General features: G+C 28.2%; 15 protein-coding genes. 4 read left to right on the top strand and 11 right to left on the bottom strand.

Annotated elements, in window-relative coordinates:
- Nucleotides 1–7 precede the first annotated feature (7 nt).
- Genes ACZ5CK_RS06375 through iolG form a run of 4 tightly spaced genes read left to right on the top strand, consistent with a single transcriptional unit; the run spans nt 8 to nt 4,611 of the window.
- Complete coding sequence (locus ACZ5CK_RS06375) at nt 8–802, top strand: 5-deoxy-glucuronate isomerase (protein WP_464580999.1); 795 nt, start codon at nt 8–10, stop codon at nt 800–802.
- The gene (gene iolD / locus ACZ5CK_RS06370) at nt 803–2,677 is read left to right on the top strand and encodes a 3D-(3,5/4)-trihydroxycyclohexane-1,2-dione acylhydrolase (decyclizing) (RefSeq protein ID WP_464580998.1); all 1,875 of its coding nucleotides are present in this window, start codon (nt 803–805) and stop codon (nt 2,675–2,677) included.
- Nucleotides 2,678–2,691: 14 nt separating this feature from the next.
- Nucleotides 2,692–3,588, top strand: coding sequence for a myo-inosose-2 dehydratase (gene iolE / locus ACZ5CK_RS06365; protein WP_464580997.1), 897 nt, complete (start codon nt 2,692–2,694; stop codon nt 3,586–3,588).
- Nucleotides 3,589–3,597: 9 nt separating this feature from the next.
- Complete coding sequence (gene iolG, locus ACZ5CK_RS06360) at nt 3,598–4,611, top strand: inositol 2-dehydrogenase (protein ID WP_464580996.1); 1,014 nt, start codon at nt 3,598–3,600, stop codon at nt 4,609–4,611.
- 107 nt (nt 4,612–4,718) lie between these two features.
- Here the strand turns inward: iolG and ACZ5CK_RS06355 are convergent, their stop codons facing one another.
- The 11 genes from ACZ5CK_RS06355 to ACZ5CK_RS06305 form a co-directional block, all read right to left on the bottom strand.
- Nucleotides 4,719–5,438: an FAM151A/B family protein gene (locus ACZ5CK_RS06355; protein WP_464580995.1), complete on the bottom strand. Its 720-nt coding sequence runs from the start codon at nt 5,436–5,438 to the stop codon at nt 4,719–4,721.
- Nucleotides 5,431–6,141: a glycerophosphodiester phosphodiesterase gene (locus ACZ5CK_RS06350; protein WP_464580994.1), complete on the bottom strand. Its 711-nt coding sequence runs from the start codon at nt 6,139–6,141 to the stop codon at nt 5,431–5,433. The genes ACZ5CK_RS06355 and ACZ5CK_RS06350 overlap by 8 nt, the downstream gene beginning before the upstream one ends.
- Nucleotides 6,142–6,149: 8 nt before the next feature.
- Nucleotides 6,150–7,250, bottom strand: coding sequence for an ABC transporter ATP-binding protein (locus ACZ5CK_RS06345; protein WP_464580993.1), 1,101 nt, complete (start codon nt 7,248–7,250; stop codon nt 6,150–6,152).
- Between the two features lie 11 nt (nt 7,251–7,261).
- On the bottom strand, nt 7,262–8,128 hold the full coding sequence (locus ACZ5CK_RS06340; RefSeq protein WP_464580992.1) for a carbohydrate ABC transporter permease: 867 nt from the start codon (nt 8,126–8,128) through the stop codon (nt 7,262–7,264).
- On the bottom strand, nt 8,125–9,048 hold the full coding sequence (locus ACZ5CK_RS06335; protein WP_464580991.1) for a carbohydrate ABC transporter permease: 924 nt from the start codon (nt 9,046–9,048) through the stop codon (nt 8,125–8,127). The genes ACZ5CK_RS06340 and ACZ5CK_RS06335 overlap by 4 nt, the downstream gene beginning before the upstream one ends.
- A 69-nt stretch (nt 9,049–9,117) precedes the next feature.
- The gene (locus ACZ5CK_RS06330) at nt 9,118–10,470 is read right to left on the bottom strand and encodes an ABC transporter substrate-binding protein (protein WP_464580990.1); all 1,353 of its coding nucleotides are present in this window, start codon (nt 10,468–10,470) and stop codon (nt 9,118–9,120) included.
- A 28-nt stretch (nt 10,471–10,498) separates the two neighbouring features.
- Complete coding sequence (locus ACZ5CK_RS06325; protein WP_464580989.1) at nt 10,499–11,344, bottom strand: PfkB family carbohydrate kinase; 846 nt, start codon at nt 11,342–11,344, stop codon at nt 10,499–10,501.
- Between the two features lie 14 nt (nt 11,345–11,358).
- Nucleotides 11,359–12,183 carry a DeoR/GlpR family DNA-binding transcription regulator gene (locus ACZ5CK_RS06320; RefSeq protein ID WP_464580988.1) on the bottom strand — a complete coding sequence of 275 codons (825 nt, stop codon included), beginning with the start codon at nt 12,181–12,183 and terminating at the stop codon, nt 11,359–11,361.
- A gap of 172 nt (nt 12,184–12,355) precedes the next feature.
- A complete protein-coding gene (locus ACZ5CK_RS06315; RefSeq protein ID WP_464580987.1) occupies nt 12,356–14,986 on the bottom strand; it encodes a glycoside hydrolase family 38 N-terminal domain-containing protein in 2,631 nt (876 codons plus the stop codon).
- Nucleotides 14,987–15,014: 28 nt separating this feature from the next.
- Nucleotides 15,015–15,818 (bottom strand): carbohydrate ABC transporter permease, encoded by an 804-nt coding sequence (locus ACZ5CK_RS06310; RefSeq protein WP_464580986.1) that lies wholly within the window; start codon nt 15,816–15,818, stop codon nt 15,015–15,017.
- Complete coding sequence (locus ACZ5CK_RS06305) at nt 15,818–16,687, bottom strand: carbohydrate ABC transporter permease (RefSeq protein WP_464580985.1); 870 nt, start codon at nt 16,685–16,687, stop codon at nt 15,818–15,820. Before ACZ5CK_RS06305 ends, ACZ5CK_RS06310 begins: the two co-directional genes overlap by 1 nt.
- Nucleotides 16,688–16,725: the final 38 nt, after the last annotated feature.

The following is a 16,725-nucleotide window of genomic DNA, read 5'->3' as shown; positions in this document are numbered from 1 at the left end:
GATATTTTTGTTAATAAAGAAAAAAAATGAATTTAGAAGAGGATATAATCAAATAACTTCTGAAGATGAAAAAGATAACAACACAATGATGGACTTTGGAATAATAATATTAGAAAAAAATGATGTTTACACGAATGATGAAAAAAAAGAAAGAGCCTTTTTATTAATGAGTGGAGACGTTACTTTTGAATTCGATGATGCTTCATATAGTGTTAGAAGAAATTCTTTACTTGATGAACTACCATACACACTACATGTTTCAAAAAATACAAAAGTAAAATTAACTGCCACTAGCAAGTGTGAAATTTGCTATGTTGCAACAAAAAACGGTAATGATTTCAAAAGTGTATTTTATAAACCCGAAGATACCAGATCTGAACAACGCGGAAAAGGTACAATGAAAGAAACATCAACAAGAATAGTTAGAACTATTTTTGATAAAGCAAATGCTCCATATGCCAACTTAGTGCTTGGTGAAGTTGTAAATTATCCAGGAAAGTGGTCAAGTTATCCTCCACATCATCATCCGCAACCGGAGATCTATCATTATAGAATATATCCCAAACATGGATTTGGAATATCTATATTAGGTGATGATGCTTATAAAGTATTTGACGGTGATACGATAAAAATATTAAATGATAAGGTACATCCACAAGTTTCTGCTCCTGGTTATGCAATGTACTATATATGGGCAATAAGACACTTAGAAAATAATCCATATATTACACCTGTTTTTGTAAAAGAACATATGTGGGTAATGGAGGAAAATGCGTTCATTTGGCCAGAGGAGGAGAAATAAATGAAACGAATAAAATTAACGATGGCACAGGCTTTATTAAAATTTTTAGATAATCAATACGTTGAACTTGATGGAAAAATATATAAATTTGTAAAAGGGGTTTTTGGTATTTTTGGGCATGGTAATGTATTGGGAATTGCAGAAGCTCTGGAAAACATGAATGATTTATCATTAAAATTTTATCAAGGCCACAATGAACAAGGGATGGTTCATGCAGCCACTGCTTATGCTAAACAAAAAAATAGATTAGAAATTTTTGCTTGTACAAGTTCAATTGGGCCTGGTGCTTTAAATATGGTAACAGCTGCAGCAACTGCCACAGTTAATAGAATTCCAGTGTTACTTTTACCCGGAGATATTTTTGCTTCAAGACAACCTGATCCTGTATTACAACAATTAGAATTTCCTAACAATTACAAAATGGTAGCTAATGATGCATTTAAATCTGTAAGTAAATATTGGGATAGAATTGAAAGACCTGAACAATTAATGACAGCTGCAATAAATGCTATGAGAGTTTTAACTGATCCTGTAGAAACAGGTGCTGTCACATTGGCTTTACCTCAAGATGTTCAAGGTGAAGTATATGAATATCCAGAATCTTTTTTTAAAAAAAGAGTATGGACAATTGAAAGAAGACAACCAAATCCGGAGAGTTTAAATAGAGCTTTAAAAGTTATTTTGAATAAGAAAAAACCGTTAATTATAGCAGGTGGTGGCATCCACTATTCATTTGCATATGATGAATTAAAAGAATTTGCCGAAGCATTTAATATTCCTATTGGATTTACTCAGGCAGGAAAAAGTATACTTTCTTGGGATCATCCATTGAATATGGGAGGAATTGGAACTACAGGAACTTTGGTAGCAAATAAATTAGCAAAAGAAGCAGACTTAATTATAGCCATAGGAACAAGATTAATGGATTTTACAACCGCATCAAAAACACAATTTCAGAATCCAGAAGTCGAAATATTAAGTATTAATGTTTCAAGATTTGACGGTATAAAAATGGACTCGACATTACTCTTGTCAGATGCCAAACTCGCTTTGAAGGAATTAAAAAACTTACTTGAAAAACATAATTATAAAGCTTCCTACAAAAAAGATTATATTTCCTCTTTAAAAAATGAATGGAAAAATGAAGTTGACAGATTATATTCTTTAGAATCTAAAAAAGGTATTGTTCAAACAAAAGCTTTGGGAGTAATTAACGAATTTTTGAATGAGAATGATATTATTGTAGGTGCTGCAGGAAGTTTACCAGGTGATTTGCACAGACTTTGGAGATGTAAAGGAAGAAAAACTTATCATCTTGAGTATGGATTTTCTTGCATGGGTTATGAAATAGCAGGATCTTACGGAGTAAAATTATCTGAGCCAGAAAAAGAAGTTTGGACTATGGTTAGTGATGGCAGTTATATTATGTTACATTCAGAATTAGTTTCAACTATTCAAGAAAGAAAAAAAATAAACATCATTATGTTTGACAATGGCGGGTTCCAATCTATAAACTCATTGCAAAAGGGGCATGGAAGTAAAAATGGATTCGGAAATGAATTGAGGTACAGAAATCTTGAAACCAATGAACTTGACGGTGATTATATAGATATTGATTTTGCAAAAAATGCCGAAAGTTATGGAGCAAAATCTTATATCGTAAACTCTATTGAAGATTTAAAAAGAGCTTTAAAAGAAGCTAAAAAATCTGAAATCAGTACATTAATTCACATAAAGGTTATACCTGGTACACAATCTTCTGGTTACGAATCCTTTTGGAGAGTTGGAATATCTCATCATTCTGAAAATAAAAGAGTGATAGAAGCTCAGAAAAAGCATGATGCTTATTTAGAAAAATATTCTAAAGACTACTGATTGGGGGAAAAATCATGATGAGAAGGGAAGATATAAAAATAGGTATTGCTCCCATTGCTTGGACAAATGATGATATGCCGGAATTAGGGGGAGAAATATCATTTGAACAATGCATAAATGAAATGCAAAAAGCTGGTTTTGAAGGCACTGAAATAGGAAATAAATACCCTAAAAATCCAAAAATATTAAAATCAGAATTAGAAAAGCGAAATTTAAAAGTAGCAAGTCAATGGTTTAGTACTTTTTTTACTATAGGAAAATTTGATAAAACTATTGAAAATTTTAAAAAACATAGAGATTTTTTAAAAGAAGTCGGAGCTAAGATTATTGTTGTCGCTGAATGTGGTAAGTCTATTCATGGGAACATAAATATTCCGTTATGCAAAAATAAACCAATTTTCAACGAAAATGAATGGAAAAAATTATCTGAAGGTTTGAATATTCTTGGAGACTTGGCTTTAGAAAAAGATATGAAAATAGTATATCATCACCATATGGGTACAGGTGTTCAAAGTTATGAAGAAACTGTTAAATTAATGGAATTGACAGACCCTAAAAAGGTATTTTTATTGGTTGATACAGGTCATATGGTATTTGCAAACGGTGATCCAGTGGAATTAATTAAAAAATTCCCAAACAGAATTAAACATGTCCATTTAAAAGATTTAAGAAAAGAAATATTAGAAAAAACATATAGTGAAGATTTGAGCTTTTTAGAGGCTGTTAAAGCAGGAGTATTTACTGTACCTGGCGATGGAATTATTGATTTCAAACCAATTTTTGATATTTTAAATGAAATTGATTACACAGGTTGGCTTGTGGTGGAAGCTGAACAAGATCCTCAGAAAGCTCCACCGTTGGAATATGCTATAAAAGCTAGAAATTATATAAAAAAATTAATTGGATTTTGAGGTGAAATTATGGAAAGAAAACTTAAAATTGGGATAATTGGTGCGGGTAGAATTGGAAAAATTCATGCAACGAATATTGTAAAATTAAGTAATGTTGAATTAATAAGTATTGCAGATATTAATATTGATGCAGCAAGGGAGTTAGCTACAAAGGTAGGGGCAAAAAAGTATTTTTCTGATTTTTCGGAAGTTATAAATGATGATGAGGTTGATGCAGTAATTATTTGTTCTCCAACAAATACACATGCACAATTAATAATAGAAAGTGCTAATGCAGGAAAGGATATTTTTTGCGAAAAACCTATAGATTTTAATATTGAAATTATTAAAGAAGCTTTAAATATTGTTGAAAAAAATGGTGTGAATTTACAAATAGGTTTTAATAGAAGATTTGATCATAACTTCAAAAAAATAAAAGATTTAGCACAAGAAAACAAATTGGGAAATCCTCATATAATAAAAATAACCTCAAGAGATCCAAAAGCTCCTCCTGTAGAGTATGTAAAAAATTCTGGGGGTATATTTATGGATATGACTATACACGATTTTGACATGGCAAGATATCTTGCAGGATCAGAAGTAGAAGAAGTTTTTGCAATTGGGAAAGTTTTAATAAATTCTGAAATTGAAAATTTAGGTGATTATGATACTGCAGTAATCACATTAAAATTCAAAAATAATGCTGTATGCATAATTGATAATAGCCGTGAAACTTCTTATGGTTACGATCAAAGAGTTGAATATTTTGGGCTTAAAGGATGCGCTATAGCTCAAAATGATAAACCTACAAACACTATTTTATTAAATGAAAATGGAGTTATAGAAGATAAACCTTTATACTTTTTCCTTGAAAGATATATGCAATCATTTAAAGATGAGATAAAAGTATTCGTTGATTCTATCTTAAATAATAAAAAAGTTCCTGTCTCTGGTGAAGATGGATTAAAAGCAACTTTAATAGCAAAAGCAGCTTTATTATCAGCCAAAGAAGGACGTCCTGTAAGAATGAGTGAAATTTTTTAATATTATTAAAGTGGCGTTTTCACGCCACTTTTTTTGTTTAATAATTATATTTCAATATATTTAGTTTTCTAAATTTTTTCAGATATTATATCCAACTCAACATAATATTAATTCAAACGAAATACTTCATCATTTCTTAAATCTAACAACGTTTTTTCTATATTTATATTATTAACAATAAAATTTTTTAGTTCATTTGTTATTTTTTCTACATTCCAAAGAGTTATAGAAAATCTATCATATTTGTATATTTCTTTTATATTATTCCAAGAATTTATTAAAAATGATGTCCTTATAGATATTGTTATATGATTCGCTATACTCTTATTTGCATAAAAAATCATTTCGTTTATTTGTTCTTTTGAAAAATACCCATTTTCTTTAGGGCCTGTAGTCCATCCTAAAGAAAGAATAGCTTCAGGATACAATTTATTACATGTACCAATAAATTCATAAGGATTAAAAACGCTTTCCGAACCTCCAGCCCCTTTTAAAATATCAGCATGTAAAAATATTGGAATTTTTGGTTTTATCATTTTCAAATATTCAATGGTAGGTAAAATAGAATTTTTATCTTTAAAATCAATTTTTGCTCCTTTTTTACACGAAATTATTTGATCTATCCACTCAAAAAATGTAATATCACTTGTTTCTTTAGGGGGATGTGCCATTATTATATTGCCAAATGGATCTGATTTCACATCACCTTCAATCATCATTACTTCAGAAGAACATGCTTCTTTTAAATCATTTTTGGAATTAACTCCATGAGCCCACTTTACTTCCCATAAACTTTTTAAATTAAAAAATTTTAATATACTATCCATAAAAATCATCTACCAATCTTTTTAATAATAATGGATTATGAGTAGTTATTCCATCTACACCCATTTTTATCATCTTTTTCATATCTTCTTCTTTATCAATAGTCCATACTTGGACAAATAACCCGTTTAAATGTGCTCGATATACAAGTTCTTCATTACATAAATTGTAGTTTAAATTAAGTCCTATAGCACCTGTTTTGATAGCTGTTTTAATAAATATTTTTATGAAATTATTGTATTCTTCCTTTGCTAAAATTTCAAACTCTTGTGAGTTAAGAAAAACTCCATATTCATCAGATAAACTCCTTAATTTAGTAACCCATCTAGAATTACATCCTGTGAAAATAATATTATTTGTGTAATTTAACTTTTTTAATAGTTCTATAACTGACTCTATAACATATTCACTTTTTAAATCTAAATTAAGAGGTATTGTCATATTAATATCTTTCAATACTGATTCCAAAGTGATAATACCGTTTGATTTTAAAACTTCACTTGAAATATTCGAAGTTTTTTCAAAATGTCCAGAATGCTGATAAATAAATGGATTATGAGAAAGTACCAGGATTTTATCCATACTAATGTCAATATCAATTTCAATAATATCGACATTTGATTCAATTGCAGAATTTATATGTTCAAAAGAATTTTCTTTTGTATTATTGCATCCAGAATGAGCTGTAATTAATATTCTTCTCATAATTCCTCCTAAAAAAGAAGATTTTTTCCACTTTCTTTATCAAAAAGATGAAATCCTATTTTTGGGAAAGTTAAATAAACTGTTTCTTCAAGCTTTAAATCATATTTCTCATCACTAATTATTCTGAAAATATTATTACCTAACTTTATATTATAAATTATTTCTCTTCCCAAAGGTTCCAAAATATAGACTTTTGACCTAAACGAATTATTATTTTCTTTTTTAAAAGAAATTTTTATATCTTCTGGCCTTATTCCCATAACGACTTTTTTTGTATTTATTTTTTCAATTTTATTCTTCATGTTTTCATCTTCTATTTCAAACAAAATATCTTTTTCAATTTTTATAAAAATTCTATTATGTAAATTCTCAATTTCAACATCTAATATATTCATAGATGGCGTTCCTACAAATTTGGCAACAAAAACATTTTTAGGTTCATTATAAATATTATTTGGTGTATCAAATTGCATTAATTTACCTTTATTAAAAACTGCTATTCTATCTGCCATTGTCATAGCTTCAACTTGATCATGAGTAACATAAACAGATGTTATACCTAAATCATGTTGTAATTTTTTTATCTCAGCTCTCATATAAGCTCTTAATGCTGCATCTAAATTAGATAATGGTTCATCAAACAATAATATTTTAGGTTCCTTCACTAAAGCCCTTGCAATTGCAACTCTTTGTTGTTGACCACCTGAAATTTGATTAGGCTTTCTATCAAGCAGTTTTCCAATATCTAAGTTTTTTGTTACATCTCTTATTTTTTTATCTATAATATCTTTTGGCATTTTTTTTGCCAATAAAGGAAAAGCTATATTTTCATATAAAGTCATATGGGGATATAAGGCATAACTTTGAAAAACCATTCCGATTTCTCGATCTTTTGGTGGAACTTCATTCACAAGCTGATCATCAAATAAAATCTCACCACTTGTCGGTTTATAAATTCCCGCTAACATTAAAAGCGTTGTTGTTTTTCCACAACCTGAGGGTCCTAAAAAAACCACAAATTCTCCATCATTTATATTTAAAGACACATCATCTACAGCTTTAACATTTCCAAAATACTTCTTCAAATTTTTTAATTCGATTTTGGCCATAATCTCACCCCTTAACCCTTAGTACCTGTTATATTTACTTCTAACAGATATTTATTTGTAAATAAGAAAAATATCAATGTAGGAATAATATAGAATAAAGAAATTGAGGTTAACAATCCATAATCAACAAATCTAAAATCTCCTATTATGCCTTTTATATATCTTGATAATGTCCATGTTTGTTGATTTAAAATAAAAGTATTAATAAAAACAAATTCTGACCATCCTGATAAAAATCCAAAAATTGCGGCAACTGCTATACCAGGTTTAACTAATGGTAAAATAATTTTCCTAAAAACTTGTATACGTGTATATCCATCTACTAGTCCTGCCCATTCTATTTCCCAGGGTAATTGATCATAAAAGCCTTTCATAATCCATGAACCCCATGGGATTTCCAAAGCTGCTTTTAGCAAAATTACTCCCCATAATGAATTGATAAGATTTAAGGTGTTTAATACATAATATATGGCAACCAAAAGCGAAACTGCAGGAAAAGAATGTAAAATTAAGATACTCTTTAAAATAGTTACACGTCCTTTAAATTTAAATCTTGAAAGCGCATAACCAGCAAAACTTGATATAAAAACTTCAAATGCCATAACCAATAATGCTACTACAAACGTATTCCACGTTACTTCCCAAATGTTTGGATATCCTTCAACAGATTGCCATAAAAATCTCCAGTTTTCTAAAGTAAACTCTGTAGGAATAATTCCATACTTCATTCCTTTTGAAAAAGAACTTAATATAAGCCATAAATAACTTAATATTATTGGTAAACTAATAAATATTAATATTAAATAGATAATTAAACGAACTATTTTTTCTTTTTTTCTTTGAAAATATGTTATTTTATATGTTCTTTCATTCATCATGAATCAACCTCGATTCTAGGATCTGACATCATTTTTTCAAAATTAAATACCTTTAAATATATGATCGAAGCAACAAATCCCAAAATAACCAAAACTAATGATAATGATGCACCATAACCAAATCTGAAATTTTCGAAGGCAGTATGGTATGTATATAATGACCAAACTTCTGTTGAAAACACAGGACCGCCATCTGTTAATATTAAAATATATTCAAAAGACGTTAATAATGATAATGTCTGATAAGCTGTAGTAAATAAAATTTGCCATTTTAAAATTGGTAAAATAATTTTTCTTACTGTAAAAAAATATCCTGCTCCATCAACTTTTGCAGCATATAAATAATCACGTGGAATAGATTTTATTGCTGAAGTAAAAAGTATCATACCAAAAGAAGCTCCAACAAATCCATTTGCAAAAACAACGATCATCATAGGATGTGAACTTAAGAAATTAATAGGATCCCTTCCAAAAATTTCTGTTCTAATTCCGTTAATCATACCAAATTTTGTAGGATCAAAAATCCATAACCATAGTAAAGAATATACTACTGAAGGAGTTAATCTTGGTAACATCCAAATTAATCTAAATATTAAGCCACCATTATCATCTATAGTTGTAGTTAAAAGTGATATCAATAAAGCTAACCCAACATTAAAAAAAGATAAGGTGAACAATACATATACAAATGTATTCTTCAATACCAACGGTATCAAAAAATCTGAAAACATATCTATAAAATTGGTAAAACCGTGAAAATCCCAATTAAAAGAATAATCCATATTGGTAAAAGACAAAACTATTGTTAAAATAGCAGGAATAATAAAAAAAACTATTACTAACAATATACCTGGAAATAAAAAGAAAAAAAGAGAAAGTTTGGTTCCTTTTTTATAGTTTTTTAAATTATAAGTTTTCATTTTATCATCTCCTTAACTTCTCAATAAACCCCTCCCCGTTTTATTGGAGAGGGGAAATAAAAATACTAACTATTTTTTTATTATTACTGCATCTTTTAATCTTGATTTCAAACTCATTTCAACAAATTTCACAGCTTGATCTGCATTAAATTTTCCTGCTTCTAATGCTGTAAGAGCATCAAAAATTATTTTATTATATTCATCAAATCTATCGTTGTTAGGTACAAACTTTGTATATGGAAGTAATAACGTTGCTTTCTTTGTGAATTCATCTTTTGAATAATATGGATTACTCATTTCTTCGTGTCTAATAGCTAAGTGACCACTATCTATTGCGTGCTTTGCATTTAAATCAGCTGCTGAAGCTAAGGTTATAAGTAAAGTTGCTAATTCTGGATATTTTGATCTTGCAGTTACCATATAAACTACTGGATGTGATAAAGTATTTCCATGTTTACCTTTATATGCACTTGGAGTTAATGAAAATGCGAATTTTTCTTTTATATCTTCATTTGTATATCCAAACATTTTTTTCCATTCAGCTACATTCCAGGTTCCACCCATATGGAATAAAACATTTCCTTCTGGTCCTGCAAATGAGCTATGAACTGAATTCCAAGGTGTTCCAATTAATGTTTTTGGTGTAATTTTATATTTATTAGAAATATCATAGAAGAATTGGAATGCTTTTCTCATATTTAGTTCATCAAAAACAAGTTTGTTACTTGTTTGATCATAAATTTGAGCACCAAATGATGTAAAGATTTGAAAATAGTCAACTCCTTTTGATGGCCTGTGCCACAATCCCCATTTAACGACTCCCTTATTTATAGCTTCTTGTGAAATTCTTACGATATCGTATAATGTGTATTCTCCTGTATTGAATTTATTCATCATTTCATCTATTTCATCATTACTATAACCTAATTCTCTTAATTTATCTCTCCTTGCATATAATGGCCTTGCTTCCGTATCTTGAGGAATACCGTAAATTTTACCTTTAAATTTTGTTGATTCCCATAATGATTCAAAAATGTCATACAAACCTAAGTCCCAGTATTTTTCTACATATTCATCAATAGGAAGAATATAACCTGCTGATGCCCACATTCCAATGTCCTCATGACCACTTGTTATAATATCTATTTGTTGTTTTCCTGATTTAAACGCTATTAATGCTCTTTGTTTATAGGATCCCCAATCAGTCGAGTCAAAACTAACTTCTAAATCAACTCTTATATCCGATCCTGCAGCTTCAAGCATTTTGTTTAATCTCTCAGCAGCCTTTTCTAAATTAATTTTTCTATTAATAGATGGATCATCTGGCCCAATCGTCCAAGCTACCAATTTTATAGTTCTTACACTAAATGCCAATGTCGTAACAATAAGTAATGCTATTAACAAAACCCCAATCTTTTTCATCCTAAACCCCTCCTAAAATAGTATAGTTTTAAATTCCTTTATAAGGACCTTTATATTGCATTTTTTTTGTTGCAATTTTAGCTACAAAATCCAATGCTTTCTGATAATCCATTTTATTTCTTGCAATCAAATACGCTGCTACACAAGTATCACCTCTTCCTGTTCTTCCTTCAATTTTATATTCCCCAAAAAACGACTCATAAATCTTATCTTCTATTCCTAAAAGAATCCCTTTATTATGAGTCAATAACACCTCTTTAGGACCATATCCTTGTATAACTTTTAACGCTTTTATAGGATTTTTTTCTTGTGTTAATATATATGCTTCTTTAATATCGACTTTGAATACATCTACTAATGGCAAATATAACTTTTTCATATTCCAATCAGAATAATCCATTTTTCCCCCGTCAATAACATTTCTTAAAAAACCTTGAGCATCAAGTCCCAAGATTTCTGAATTTTCACGTATAAAGGGTATCAACTCTTCAGGGAATTCACCATGCCAAAGTGCCGAAATATGTATTATATCATCTTTAACATCAATAATATCTTTTTTTGTGAAAAAATCTGCTTTAGATACCATTCTACTAATTCTATGATCTGGATTATTTGTTGGATAAGTATTACATATAGAAGTGCTTTCTTTAGAAAATATCCATTTAACAATTACTTTATTTTTTTCCAGTTCATTAAAGAAATCTTTATCTTTTTTTGCTACTTTAGTTATAACTCTTGTTTTCTCTCCCAATACTGAAGATGTTATTGCTCCAAAAAAAACTCCTCCACCTGGTATTTCTTGTTTTTCTTTAATTCCATTTTTAATATATACATTTATATCTTTTGAAACATCTCCTATAAAAGTAATTGACATAAAATAGCCTCCTATTAAACACAATCAATTTTAATTTTATTTTTTTCAAAAAATTTTAGAAAATCTGATGGAATTTTTTTATCCACAATGATGCCTGTAATATCATTGAAATTTGCAAAAGATACAAATGATTTTTTTGAAAACTTTGATGAATCAGCTACAATGAATTTTCTTTCTGATGATTCAATTATTGCTTTTTTTAATTCTGCTTCAAGAAAATTTGCAACCATAAACCCTTTTTCTTTCGAAATACCTGTAGTACCGAGAAAAGCTATATCTAAATTTAATTCTTTTAAAAATTTTATAGACCATGGTCCAACTATAGAAAAACTATTCGATCTTATTGTTCCTCCTAAAAGTATTATTTCATAATGACTATCCATTAATTTTTCTGCAATGTATATATTATTTGTTATAATAGTTACTCCATTAATGTGTTTTTCTTTTAATAATTCAGCAATATAATAATTTGTACTACTACTATCAAGAACAACTGTATCATCCTCTTGAATATACAAATATGCTTTTTTAGCAATTTCTTTTTTTTCAATGCTCATTTGCCTTATTTTATTTAAAAAATTCCATTCTACTTTAGCATGATTCGGTAAAATTGCGCCACCGTGTGTTCGAACTATTTTTCCTATTTCTTCTAAATATGACAAATCTTTCCGAATAGTTACCACACTTACTCCTAAATTTTTTGACAATTCATTTACTGATACTTTCCCTTTATTTTTTATAAGAGAAATAATTTTATTTCGTCTTTCTTCAGCAAACATAATATCTCCCTTTCTTTTTATTTTATATTTTAATTTTAATACATTATTTATTTTTATCAAAGTTCATTAACATCCATTTACATACAACTAAAATTCTTAGTATATGATTATCTTTTAATTTCGTTTAATTTCGTATAATTGTAATAAAAGAAAATAAAAAAATAAAAAAAAATAAAACGAAAGCTGGATAGTATAAAATACCATCCAGCACTACATTTTAATAATATTTATCTTATTCTATTTTTATAAAAAATGTTTTAACAGTATTTTCAGCAATCTCTAAACTTATATTTTTCCCGAATGCAATTTCATTTTTTATCTTTTCTGCCATATTAGAATCATAGATATGCAATTCTTTCTGATGATATATATGTAGTTTTTCATTATTTTCTTCTACATTCATAACTCTCAATATGATTCCTTTATTATTCTCAGCAATTTTAAAAGCAGTTAAAAAAATTGATTCTCCAAATTCAAAATGTGGTAATTCTGACATACCTTTAGAAATTGCTAAAATTGGTTTCAATAAAAATTGATAAGCTTTTTTATAAATTTCTTTATTTATTGCATTTTCCAACAAAATAAATGAATATTCCAGTTCATAGATTCCATGTTCTTGAGCACCTGGAGTTTTAAGAAATGGGCCAGCATGTCCTTTCCTTGTAGAAAGATCATCCCTTGATAAATATTCTATTGATCTTAATAATGTAAAAGATGCTTTTATTCCATTGTTTTCATAATGAGTTTCATATTCATGAATGCCCCTTGTAACAATAGCAATTTTAGATTTTTTACCCCTAAATACAACAAATGATTCAGCTGCATATCGAGATACATTTTCTTCTGAAAAATCTTCTGAAAACTTCCTTATATCAACTGGATGATTTATTATTCCAAAATATCCGTTATTTTCAACATATTTTATTTTTTCAGGAATATTTACAACAAACATTGTTTTATGATCATTTGAATCGTTAAATAATTTGACATTAACATCTATTCGTGAAAGTTTTTTATATAGTTTATATGTAACTGAAAATTTTAAATTTTTCTTTTTAAAACTTCGGCTTTTTCTTGCAATATTAAAAGATTCAGGTATTTTCATATTTAAATCAAATGATATAATCTTCATGAATGAAAAATCTTTAATAATTAAATTTTCATATTGATAATTTAAACTTTTTATTGGAACATCATCTGGTATATACGAAAAGTTGTATTCATCTCCAATATCTCCAATATCTTCAAAATAATTAACAGATTCATATTTTATTTCATTAAGTTTATCAAAAAGATTAAAACTGCCATCTTTGTTTAATTCAAAAACAAAAAAATCATTCTCAAAACTTGGAGAAAGGACCTGTTTATTGTCATGTTTTTTTGAAACTACAGATCTAACTTGAAACTTTGTGAAAGATAATGGTTTTAATTTTGCAAAAAAATTTAAGTTTATATAATCACTTTCTAAAACCGTTTTTGGATTTGAAATATTTTGAAAATCTATTAAAAATGAAATTTTATTTAAATAATCACTTCCGCCAATTCCTTGAAACCTATTATTTTTAAAAGGATTTATACTTTTATCAATTGATTCAATATAACTATCTATCCTGTTACCTTCTTCATCAAAAACTTCAATATTTCCAAAATTTTTATCAAATTTAATTAATCCACTAATAAGTGTTTCATTTTCATGTTCAAAAGGATTAAAAACAACAAGCTCTATGTTTTGATTATTTGATGAACCTTTCATTAAATCATTTATAGAGCCGGCAGTCGTTGAAATCCCTAATTCCAAAGAATTTCTCAAACGTACTTCCGTATCCATATGTATTTCGTCTATTCCGCATCCACAAATACTATCATGTGGTTGTGACTTTAAAATATTTTTCCAAAGTTTTGTGGTATTCGTTAATTCGGATTTTTTAGACATTTTCAAGAATGCCTTTAATGGTTCTAAATATCTTAAAAATATTATTTGATTTTCAAAATTTAGCAATTTAAGCTCAATTCTTGTAGATGTAATATCCTTCAAAATATGTGCAACTTTTGGGTTTCTTAATTCTCCTACAAGTTTTTTCAATTGCAAATTTTCTTTATTAATTTCATCTATATATTTTTCTATTGTTGAATTCTCTATCTCAACATTTAATTCCTTTTTTAATTCTTCAATCATTTCAAAAAACTCTGAATTGGGAAATTCATGATCAGTTCCATTCATAATCAAAATATTTTTTGTAGTTGAACATTTTGATAAATTCGAAATTTCATTTTTCAATCTTTCTTTTACTTCCCTGATATTTTCTCCAAAGTGTGCTCCATTAGAATAAGAATTGCGCAAATAAACTACTAAAACTTTGTTGTCATCTGGTGATTCCCAATAAAACTCTGTTTCTTTAATTTTTTCATCTACACCTCTCCAAAGAACCGCAACATCCAATCCTAATTCTTTTAAAATGGTAGGAGTATAAGCATTATGTCCAAACATATCTGGCAAGTAACCAACTGTCGAGAGCGGTATGTTGAATTTTTTTGCCACTTGAATTCCTAAAAGATAATTTCTAATTAAAGATTCCCCCATAACTAAAAATTCATCAGGTAAAATATACCACGGTCCAACCAATATTTTTTTATCTCTAATTTTATTTAATAAATCTTCATTCTCCTTTATTATTTCAAAATAATCTTCAAGTATTATCATTTGACCATCTAAATAAAAATGTTTAAATTTTTGATTGTTATTCATCAAATTCAAAACTTTTTCTATTAATCTTATTAATCTACCTCTAAATATCTCAAACGTAAAATACCATTCTCTATCCCAATGGGTATGTGTTATAATATGAATTTTTATATTTTCCATATAATTCCCACCTTTTCTTAATATCAATTTATCCTTTTACATAGCCTACCATACCCTTAACCATATATTTTCTGATAAATATATACATAATGACTGGAGGCAAAGAATATAACATAGACAATGCGGACAAAAAGCCATAATCCACAGCTCCATATTCTCCATAAGCAGTAAATATACCAACAGAAAGTGGCATTAAATTTATTCTTCTCAATAAAATTAATGGTATTTGAAACTCACTCCATGCAAACATAAATGTCATAAACCATACCACCGCTATTCCAGGCCATAATTGAGGAATTATCACAGTAAAAATTGTTTTCAATCTACTACATCCATCAATCCATGCGGCCTCTTCAAAAACAATCGGTACAGTATCATAAAAGCCTTTCATCAATAAAAAAGCAAAAGGTAACCCTAAAACCGTCAAAGAAATAATTACACTTAAATATGTATTAATAAGCCTTAATTTTACAAAAAGAATATAAACAGGAACCATAAATGTCGAAATTGGTATAATTCTCAATAAAACCATTCCATATAGAATAGCATTTTTACCACGAAAATTTAACCTTGAAAAAGGATATGCTCCAAGTATAGAAACAATAACTACTAAAACGGAAGTTGATAATGCTATTATTAAACTATTCAAGATCCAAACTGCAGACCTACTTGACAATGCCTTTTTAAAATTAATAAAAGTAATATGCTCTGGTATTCTCAATCCTTGTATTGGTTCAAGATCTATTGAGGCCACAAAAAGCCATAGTAAAGGTATAAACATAAATAAAAAAACTATAGACAAAATTATATAAATAATAATTTTATTTTTCATTATTCTGTCATCCTTTCTGCTTTCTTCAATAAGATAAAATAAATAGATGAAATTAATGCTAATATAAACATCATCACAAAGGACAAAGCGCTGCCATAACCGATTTTATAATGTGAAAATGCTTGATTATAAATAAACACGGGGAAAATCTCAGTTAAATGCCCTGGCCCCCCACCCGTTAAGCCATAAACTAAAGTAAAGTAACCAAAAGTCCACATCGTAATCAATATTAAATCAACCAATATTGTAGGTGTTAATAAAGGTAAGGTTATATTCCAGAATCTCCTCCATTTGCTTGCTCCGTCTATAGATGCAGCCTCATATAAATGTTGAGGTATGGTTTCCAATGCTGATGAAAACAACATCATAGAAAATGCTGTCCCCCTCCATATATTCGCGACTATTACAGTTAATAGCGGTTTGTCACTTAACCATCTTACAGATTCTAAATTAAAAATATTTAGAATTGTGTTCAATGTTCCAGACGGAGCTGTAAAAGCCCCCCAAATATATACCGCTACCATATCAGGAATAATCCAGGATAACATTACTACAGAAACAATTACAGTTTTAAATTTCAATTTATTTTTTAAAAATACAGCTAACAATAATCCAAGAATTGTTTGCCCAATTAATGCTGAAAAAATAGTAAAAATAAAAGAAACTTTTAAAGAATTTAGAAATTCTGCATCTCTAAAAATCTTTAAATAATTTTCCACTCCTATAAATCTTGGGAATTTTGCTGCTCTTCCAATTAATGACATATTTGTAAAACTTAAATAAAAAGCATACAATACACCTATAATTAAAAACAAAATCAAAACAAATGCAGGTAAAGCATATAATAAAATTTTTTTAGAATTCCTCAAACTCACCACCTCTTATATTGAAGGGCGATTGAGTTAAT

It is taken from the genome of Marinitoga okinawensis, assembly GCF_055387075.1.
Note: the sequence above shows the minus strand (reverse complement) of the source record. Positions and strands in the feature narration are given on the sequence as shown.

Coding starts and splice junctions, on each gene's coding strand:
- ACZ5CK_RS06345 (WP_464580993.1), bottom strand. CDS start 7,250: ATGGCCAAAATCGAATTAAAAAATTTGAAGAAGTATTTTGGAAATGTT.
- ACZ5CK_RS06315 (WP_464580987.1), bottom strand. CDS start 14,986: ATGGAAAATATAAAAATTCATATTATAACACATACCCATTGGGATAGA.
- iolD (WP_464580998.1), top strand. CDS start 803: ATGAAACGAATAAAATTAACGATGGCACAGGCTTTATTAAAATTTTTA.
- ACZ5CK_RS06330 (WP_464580990.1), bottom strand. CDS start 10,470: ATGAAAAAGATTGGGGTTTTGTTAATAGCATTACTTATTGTTACGACA.
- iolE (WP_464580997.1), top strand. CDS start 2,692: ATGATGAGAAGGGAAGATATAAAAATAGGTATTGCTCCCATTGCTTGG.
- ACZ5CK_RS06340 (WP_464580992.1), bottom strand. CDS start 8,128: ATGATGAATGAAAGAACATATAAAATAACATATTTTCAAAGAAAAAAA.
- iolG (WP_464580996.1), top strand. CDS start 3,598: ATGGAAAGAAAACTTAAAATTGGGATAATTGGTGCGGGTAGAATTGGA.
- ACZ5CK_RS06350 (WP_464580994.1), bottom strand. CDS start 6,141: ATGAGAAGAATATTAATTACAGCTCATTCTGGATGCAATAATACAAAA.
- ACZ5CK_RS06355 (WP_464580995.1), bottom strand. CDS start 5,438: ATGGATAGTATATTAAAATTTTTTAATTTAAAAAGTTTATGGGAAGTA.
- ACZ5CK_RS06310 (WP_464580986.1), bottom strand. CDS start 15,818: ATGAAAAATAAAATTATTATTTATATAATTTTGTCTATAGTTTTTTTA.
- ACZ5CK_RS06335 (WP_464580991.1), bottom strand. CDS start 9,048: ATGAAAACTTATAATTTAAAAAACTATAAAAAAGGAACCAAACTTTCT.
- ACZ5CK_RS06325 (WP_464580989.1), bottom strand. CDS start 11,344: ATGTCAATTACTTTTATAGGAGATGTTTCAAAAGATATAAATGTATAT.